This window comes from Pedomonas sp. (assembly GCF_036515995.1).
Classification (GTDB): domain Bacteria; phylum Pseudomonadota; class Alphaproteobacteria; order Sphingomonadales; family Sphingomonadaceae; genus Pedomonas.
This window is the reverse complement of record NZ_DATBUP010000181.1, coordinates 1-6,773: the sequence shown is the minus strand read 5'-3', so window position 1 is coordinate 6,773 and position 6,773 is coordinate 1. Positions and strand designations below refer to the sequence as shown.

The 6,773-nt window shown below is 65.4% G+C and carries 6 protein-coding genes and 1 pseudogene; all 7 read right to left on the bottom strand.

The genetic code is table 11. From position 1 onward, the window contains the following. On the bottom strand, nt 1–699 hold a 699-nt coding region (locus VIG90_RS13385; RefSeq protein WP_331594023.1), incomplete at its 3' end, for a conjugal transfer protein TraG N-terminal domain-containing protein. An 18-nt stretch (nt 700–717) separates the two neighbouring features. Continuing rightward, entirely contained in the window at nt 718–2,175 is a 1,458-nt protein-coding gene (locus VIG90_RS13380; protein ID WP_331594022.1) for a conjugal transfer protein TraH, read from the bottom strand. A gap of 10 nt (nt 2,176–2,185) precedes the next feature. After that, complete coding sequence (locus VIG90_RS13375) at nt 2,186–2,989, bottom strand: conjugal transfer protein TraF (RefSeq protein ID WP_331594021.1); 804 nt, start codon at nt 2,987–2,989, stop codon at nt 2,186–2,188. 82 nt (nt 2,990–3,071) lie between these two features. Continuing rightward, on the bottom strand, nt 3,072–4,739 hold the full coding sequence (locus VIG90_RS13370; RefSeq protein WP_331594020.1) for a conjugal transfer protein TraN: 1,668 nt from the start codon (nt 4,737–4,739) through the stop codon (nt 3,072–3,074). Further along, nucleotides 4,736–5,482 (bottom strand): type-F conjugative transfer system pilin assembly protein TrbC, encoded by a 747-nt coding sequence (gene trbC / locus VIG90_RS13365; RefSeq protein ID WP_331594019.1) that lies wholly within the window; start codon nt 5,480–5,482, stop codon nt 4,736–4,738. Before trbC ends, VIG90_RS13370 begins: the two co-directional genes overlap by 4 nt. 11 nt (nt 5,483–5,493) lie before the next feature. Beyond that, a complete protein-coding gene (gene traU / locus VIG90_RS13360; protein WP_331594018.1) occupies nt 5,494–6,498 on the bottom strand; it encodes a conjugal transfer pilus assembly protein TraU in 1,005 nt (334 codons plus the stop codon). Continuing rightward, nucleotides 6,495–6,773, bottom strand: a pseudogene (locus tag VIG90_RS13355) (type-F conjugative transfer system protein TraW); the annotation flags it as partial. The gene traU and the pseudogene VIG90_RS13355, both read right to left, overlap by 4 nt.

Genomic DNA, 6,773 nt, shown 5'->3' with positions numbered 1-6,773 from the left:
GCCATTGACCCACTGCCCGTCGAGCGCAGTATAGGCTTCCTGGCAGGTGACAATGTTGGAGCTGACGCCCGAGCCGCTGCGCGTCAGCCAGCGCTGCGCCCGGCCGGCCGAGCCGGGGCCAATCGCAGCCCAGAGATCATCCGAGCGCGACAGCTCATAAAGGGAGTATTGGCCGAGCGCGATGTCGTAGAACACGCACACCCGAAAATGCTCGTCCAGGTTGGCGGCAAACTCGGCGTCCTGGAGTCGCAATTCCTGCGTCGCCTGGAGGAGCCGCACGCCGTAGATCATGCCGTTGCGGCTGTAATTGAGGTCGCTCGGCAGTCCAAAGACCAGCTCCGCGCCGCGGACGAGATAGTCGCCCACCTGGCTGGAGAAGCCGGCGACCAGCGCCAGCCCGAGAGGAACACCCGCCACCTGCGTTGGCGTCAACGACGGGTCGATCCGGTCCGTCACATGGACTGCCATCTTGGGGACGAGCAAGGTCGTGTAGATGAGCAGCACCACCATGAAATCCCTGAGCCAGCCGCGCCAATCCTGGCTGAGCGCCAGGGTCAGCATCATCCACCCCAGCGCGATCACCATGATCACCTGCAACAGCGAGCCATAGCCGCCCGAGCCGGTCCAGCTTGCCACCGCCTGGAACACGTTGACGAGGTATTCGCCCCCGCCGATCGTGAAGACCTCGATCGTGGCCATGGCCCCCTCCCCTTGCCGCTACAGCCGGCTGGCCGAGATCGAACGCGACCAGTCGATGGAGGCCGCCATGGGCGCTGCCATCTGCGCCGCAAGCATGGATTCAAGAAAGGCCGTGCGCTGGATGATCTGCATCACGACCGAGACTTTCGAGTGCACCTCGCGCTGCCGGTTGGCGAGCGCCGCCTGCGAGCGACCGATCAGCTCGGCCCAGGCCTGAAGCTTGGTCTCATCAGAGGCGATGAAGTTGGCCTGCGAGCGCGAGATGATCGAGAAAAAGTGATCAAGCTGAGCAAACAGCAAATCAATCGCCGTCACTTCGGCGAGCGTATCACGGTCATCAATGTTCAGGCCCCGGCCATAGGCCGCCTGCACCACCAGCACCTTGTAGAGCGGGATGGTTGCGACTTGAAGCAGCGCCTTTTCGCTCTCGGTGAGCGGGGCGGAGCCCCGCACCTTGGTTGCCATGGTGTCGATCATGCCGCGCACCTTGGCGCGCAAGGCATCAGCGGCAGCCAGGTTCAGCTGGGTCAGTGTGGGGGTGAGGCAATTGTCGTGCTCATCGCACTTGTAATACTGGACCGGCGGCGATCCCGAGCCATCGAGCAACGCAGTTGCCAGCCGCCCCGAGGAATCGCCCAAGACCGGGCTGTATTTGCCGGGCGAGGTGTCACTCGGCGGCTGATAGATGATGGTGCCAACCAAACTCATCACATATTCCATCATCTGGTAATCGTGGCTGCCACCGGCCTTGAAGTAGTCGGTCTTTTTCAGGATCTCCCAGGTGAAGTTGCGCGGCAGCGCCGGGTTGACATCCTGTGTCAGCGGATCGGCCGCTGCGACCGTTGCGCTGCGCTGGCCCTTCGAGCCGCAGCCGTGCTTGGCCGCCGCATAGTCGGTAAAAAGACCGGAGGAGTTGCCGATGCTCTCGCAAAAGGCCTTGTCGGCCAGGTCGCTTTGCGGCCAGACCGCGCCCACCAGCCCCTGTGCTGCCTCGCAGCTTGAGATATTGAAATTGTTCATCAGCTGCGCGGCCTGGCGCATGCTCTCGAGCACATGGCCGCACTCGGGACAGACAGTATCGATCGCGATCTTGAAGGCAAAGCCGGCCGCGTTGTTGGCGACGGCCTTCATGAGCGCGACAATCTCGCCGCCATTGACGAAGGAAAAGGACCCCGAGAACAGATCGATGCCGCCGCAGCCGGCCCGGGCGCTGGGCAGCTGCAGATTGGCGATGTTTGTCGTCTTCTGGGGCATGCGCACCCAGACGTTGCCAAGGCTATAGTAGCCTGCCGACTGTCCCTGGAAGGCCGACGGGCCGGTGACGTTGGCGGCCGCGCCCATGTCATCGAACGCCTGCGCCATGGATGAGGCCACGTCCGCCTGCACGGAGACCGGGAGCACTGCCAGATGCAACCCGGCCAGAAGCGTTACCCCATACGCCACACGGTACAGCGCGGCCTTGGCCTGCCTGAGCATCACTTCTCTCCTAATAATCTTCCCCTGGTTTCGTCTGGGTCAGAATGAAAATCCGCTCCAGGATCTCGTCGGCCGAAAGCAGCCCATGACCGATCGGAATGAACTGCTTCGTCTCAGTATCGAACAGCACCAAAGCCGGGACCGTCTTTGAGGGCAAACCCATGCGCGCGCTCTGACCGCGATCAACGACTGCATCCGGAAAATCCGGATTGGGGCCGCCATCCATCGAGACCGCCTGAATGTGAAGGCCATAGGTCTGGTCGATGTACTTGAGGACCGGCGTCATCAGTCGGCACGAAGGGCAGCTGGCGGCGTAAAAATAAAACAGGCCATACCGCTCCGGCAGCTGGGCCATGAGCGCTTGCTTGTCGGTTTGGCGTGCGTCCAGCCAGGCCTGCTTGCCGAGCGTCGAGACCGGGCGCTTCAAGGTGTAGTCCAGGTCCGGGCGCTGCCAGAGGAGCCGCTGCCAGACGTCGGTAAAAAGACCTGACCGGTCCAGCTGCTCGCGCTGGAAGGCGACATAGGCCGCCACATTCTCCTCGGTCGGCTCGAGAATGGCCCGCGCCTTCAGCTCGCGCAGCGTCTCGGTCACCTCGGCAAGCCGGTCCTGGTATGAGGGCTCTGGTTCCGGGGCAGGCTGTGTCGCCGGAGGCGCTGTCTCAGGTCGGGTACAGTAGAACCAGTAGCCCAGCTGCCGCTCCTCACAATAAAACCGCTCGGCCTGACCGGCAGCGCCAGCCGGACCGCTGCCGGCGCTGACCGCGGCCGCAAGCACGACTACGCCAATAGCTGCCGACGGAAGGGCGCGCTTCATGGGTGTTTCTCCCGCCTGACCGCTGCCCCATAGGACGTGCCTGGCTGAGGGAGCCGCCATTCATCGGTCTGAACCAGGCCCCTCATTGTGCGGCCTCGTAGTACTGAGTGATGCGCTGCTTCATCTGATCGATCGTCGCCAGATTGTCGGGCAGGCGCGCCGCCTCTGTGAACTCGGCGTAGACCTCGCTGAAATCCATCTGCGAGAGATCAAGCTGGGCGAACTGGTCGATGGTCAGACCCGCACAGGTCTCCTCCTTCGGGTCCGCCCACGGCAAGCCCAGCTGGCGGCGGCCCTCGACCTGAAGGATGCGGCTGAGCTTGCTCGCAAAACAGCAGTGCGCCTCGCGCTTCTTGGTGCAGACGCCAAGCGTCCTTGCGCTGCAATAGGTGCCGACATAGTGGCACAGGCCATTTTCGCGCCGTTCCTTGAGCAACCGGTCCTCGGCATCGCAGCCGCCGATGAGCGGCAGTCCCCGTGGCACGCAGCAGTTGATCGCGCCGAAAATGGTCATGGCGCAGGTCAGGCGCTCGCCACCAAACAGGGTCAGGTTTTCAGGATCAAGCTCCTTGCCGACCTGCCCCATGGCCTGAAGGGCGACGGCCGCATCCTTGAACTCGGTGTTGGGCTCGCGCGTGATCGTCTCGCAGCTGCCGTCCATGCAGACGACGTCCGCATCGCAGATGTATTGCGTCGGCTGCTGCGGCGCGTCCGGGATCGGACAGGCATAGACCCGCTCCCACATCGAGCACGGCGCGTCTTCGGAGAGGCAGATTTCACGCCGGAAGGTACAGCCCAGCTCTTCCAGCGGGCCACAGTCGCTGTCGGGCGTGAACGCCGCGCACCCGTAGGTGCGCACCCAGCCCCAACAGTCCTGCGTGATGCTGACGCCCGCGATGGTGCGGGTCCTGGGCGTGCTGTCAGTGCAGACTTCGGTCGGCGCAGAGCAGGTCGCATCAGTTGCCAGACCAGCACAGGCGCTCTCGTTTCGTGTCGACCCATGGTAGGTGGCGGTGCTGGAGAGCAGTGTCGCGCCTGGCACCAAAGCCGGGCACTGCATTTCCAGGATGAGCGCGCCCGGCTCGACGCACCCGAAGCGCCCCTCGACCAGGCACGCCCCCGGCCGGGAGCCGGTCAGGGAGCAGTTCGCGTGTCCGTCGAACAGGGCGCAGTCGTCTACCTCGTTGCGCACCGGATCATGGCTGCACTCGTACCGGTACCTTGTCCGGATATCGTGCTCGAGCGTGATCGGACAGGCGCGCGCGCCCTCCTCGACCCGCATGCCGCTGTTGCACGTCTGCTCGTAGGTTGCCCCGATGTCGCCGCCCGGCGGCAGCGGCCGACAATCGCCCTGCTCACCCGAGTAGCCGGTCACGTAAACCCCCGGGTCGGCGGAGACCGCCATCCCGCCGGCAATTGCCGCTTCGATATCGGCCGTCTCGAACTGCGGCCGCAACGCCATGCTGGAGTGGACGGTCGCGGCGCCCGCATGGCTTGTCGCCATAGCCGCGCCCGCCGTCGCCATCGCGTCCGGATTGTCCTGGTAGCTGCTCTCGGGATAGGGCCCCGCCTGGTATCCCGGCAACCGCTCCGCCGTCGGCGCGGCTGTGGCGCCGGCCTGCATTCCGGGGAGCAACTGCGCGCCGAACGCTTTGGCATCCTCCTTGATCGCAGTCACCTCGCCCGAGGCAATCGCCCCGCCGGCCAGTCCCAGCGCCAACAAGACTAGAAGCGCCGAGCGCAGCGTCATGGCTCGGCCCCTCCGGGGCGGGCCGGCTGCTTCAGCCGCTGCGCCAGGACCTTTGCGACGGCCGCGCCAGGTCCCCGTCCGGCCGCCATCGTCTCCAGAACATAGGCGACGCTCACGTTGCCGGTCATGCGGTCATGGGGCGGCGGGGTGTCTTGGCAGTCAAAACCGTCGCACAGCTCAAAGCCGGTCGAGACCACGACGAAGGTCGGCGCCTCGATAACGCCGAAGGCCCGGAACAGGCGTGGATCGATGCCGATGTTGGCCGGAGCCTGACCGGCCCCGAGCACCCCGAGCAGGCGATTGCGAAACGCCTTGATGCTGTTCTGCGGCATGCCGCGAAAGACGACGGCGCCGCCGACGGCGGTCACGTCCTGGACAATCTGGCGCAGCGCAGTCTCGGGCATCGAGAAGGAGACGAAGGCCAGCAATTGCGGCCCGACCTCCTCGCCGGCGCGTTGGAGCTGCTCGGAGGCGGCAACCAGCCGGTCAAGGTCAAGGCCTTCGACCGGCGCGCTGGCAGAGGCAGGCGCTGCCTCCCGGTTCGCCCGCGCGGATTGCCGAAGCGCCTCAGCCTCGCCGCGCAGCGCCTCTGCCCGCTGCCGGATCGTCGCGGCAAAGGCCTCGGCTTCGGAGGCATGGGCCCTCGCCCGCTCGCGGATGGCCTCGACCTCGCCTTTCGTCATTGTCTCCTGTGCCGCGACCGGACCGCTGAGGAGAAAAGCCAAGAGGATCAACCTGCGCATGCCAGCCTCCCTCACAGCACACAGCAGTTGCGTTTGCGCCAGACGAGGTAGCCGAAGTCCTCGCCGATGATGGGGATCATCTGGCCGGCGCCGTACATCAGCGGGGAGGCGCCGATCGGCGCGCAGGCGTAGCGCCCGGAGGTCTGCGGGCGCGGATTGACGGCCTGCAGGCGGTACTGCTGCTTGCGCAGGATCGGCATCGGGTATTTGCTGCACAGGCCCTTTGCGCCCATGGTGCCTTCGGCGACCATCTGGCGATGCAGCTTGTAGATGAAGCGCGAGAGCGCCAGACGCGAGCCCTGGACATGGCCGAGTTGCGCCGGGATATTGCCGTTCATCGGGTACATGGTACCAAAGCAGCCCGCACACCAGCTGAGCGGATCCAGCGGCAGCGCCGTTGTTGCGGCCACGCAGTCGGCCGCGCAGGCCGCGGTTGCCAGCGGGTTGGCGAAGAGCACCGCTTCCGGGTTGATGATCGTCGCCAGTTCGGAATCCTGCCAGAGCGGATCGACCTCGCTGATGTAGGCGACGTCGATGGAGCCCTCCTCCATGCAGGCAAAGTCGGTCAGCAGCTCGAGCCAGTAGATCAGCGGATAGACATACCAGTGCACATGCCAGCCGCCGCTGTTCTGGCCGTTCCCACCAAGGATCGAGGGGCCGGCAAACTGCTTGTGGCCGATGTCGAAGCCCGGGTTCAGGCTGAGCCCGCCGAGGTTGACGAAGCACCACGGCTTCATGCTGACGTCGGCCAGCCGGATCGGTTCCCAGAAGCCCATGGAGACGCCGACCTGTAGGGGCGGACAGTAGCACACCGGCAAGGGCGGGTTCGGCGCATCCGGCCGCCCCGAAGGCCAGACCGGAAACGTGCCAACCGAGATCGGGAACAGGCAGGACCAGCAGATCTCGGTGATCGGGTTGACGAACCGACCCGAGCATTTGCCGGGCAGAACGGCCGCCGCCGGACTGGTCAGACCGAGCGCCGCCGCGAGGGCGAGGAGAAGGCACCACAGTCTCATGGCCGGCCTCCCAGGGACGGCCTGCTTATGGGGACCTCGCGGATGCGCAGCTGCCGGCCCTCCTGCTCGACGACCGCCGGCACATGAGAAAGGCCGAAGCGCGCGGTCAGCATGCCTGCCTGATCGAAATAGAAGCGCCGCTTGTGCTGCTCCATCAGCCGGAAGGCCGACCCATTTGTGAGGATGAGCTTGACCGTCTCGGGCGAGGTCGAGGCAATGGCCCAGCGCACCTGCGCATCATCCGTGCCGTCGAGGAAGACGAGGCGCTGGCGCAG

Coding starts and splice junctions, on each gene's coding strand:
- VIG90_RS13380 (WP_331594022.1), bottom strand. CDS start 2,175: ATGCTCAGGCAGGCCAAGGCCGCGCTGTACCGTGTGGCGTATGGGGTA.
- VIG90_RS13375 (WP_331594021.1), bottom strand. CDS start 2,989: ATGAAGCGCGCCCTTCCGTCGGCAGCTATTGGCGTAGTCGTGCTTGCG.
- VIG90_RS13370 (WP_331594020.1), bottom strand. CDS start 4,739: ATGACGCTGCGCTCGGCGCTTCTAGTCTTGTTGGCGCTGGGACTGGCC.
- trbC (WP_331594019.1), bottom strand. CDS start 5,482: ATGCGCAGGTTGATCCTCTTGGCTTTTCTCCTCAGCGGTCCGGTCGCG.
- traU (WP_331594018.1), bottom strand. CDS start 6,498: ATGAGACTGTGGTGCCTTCTCCTCGCCCTCGCGGCGGCGCTCGGTCTG.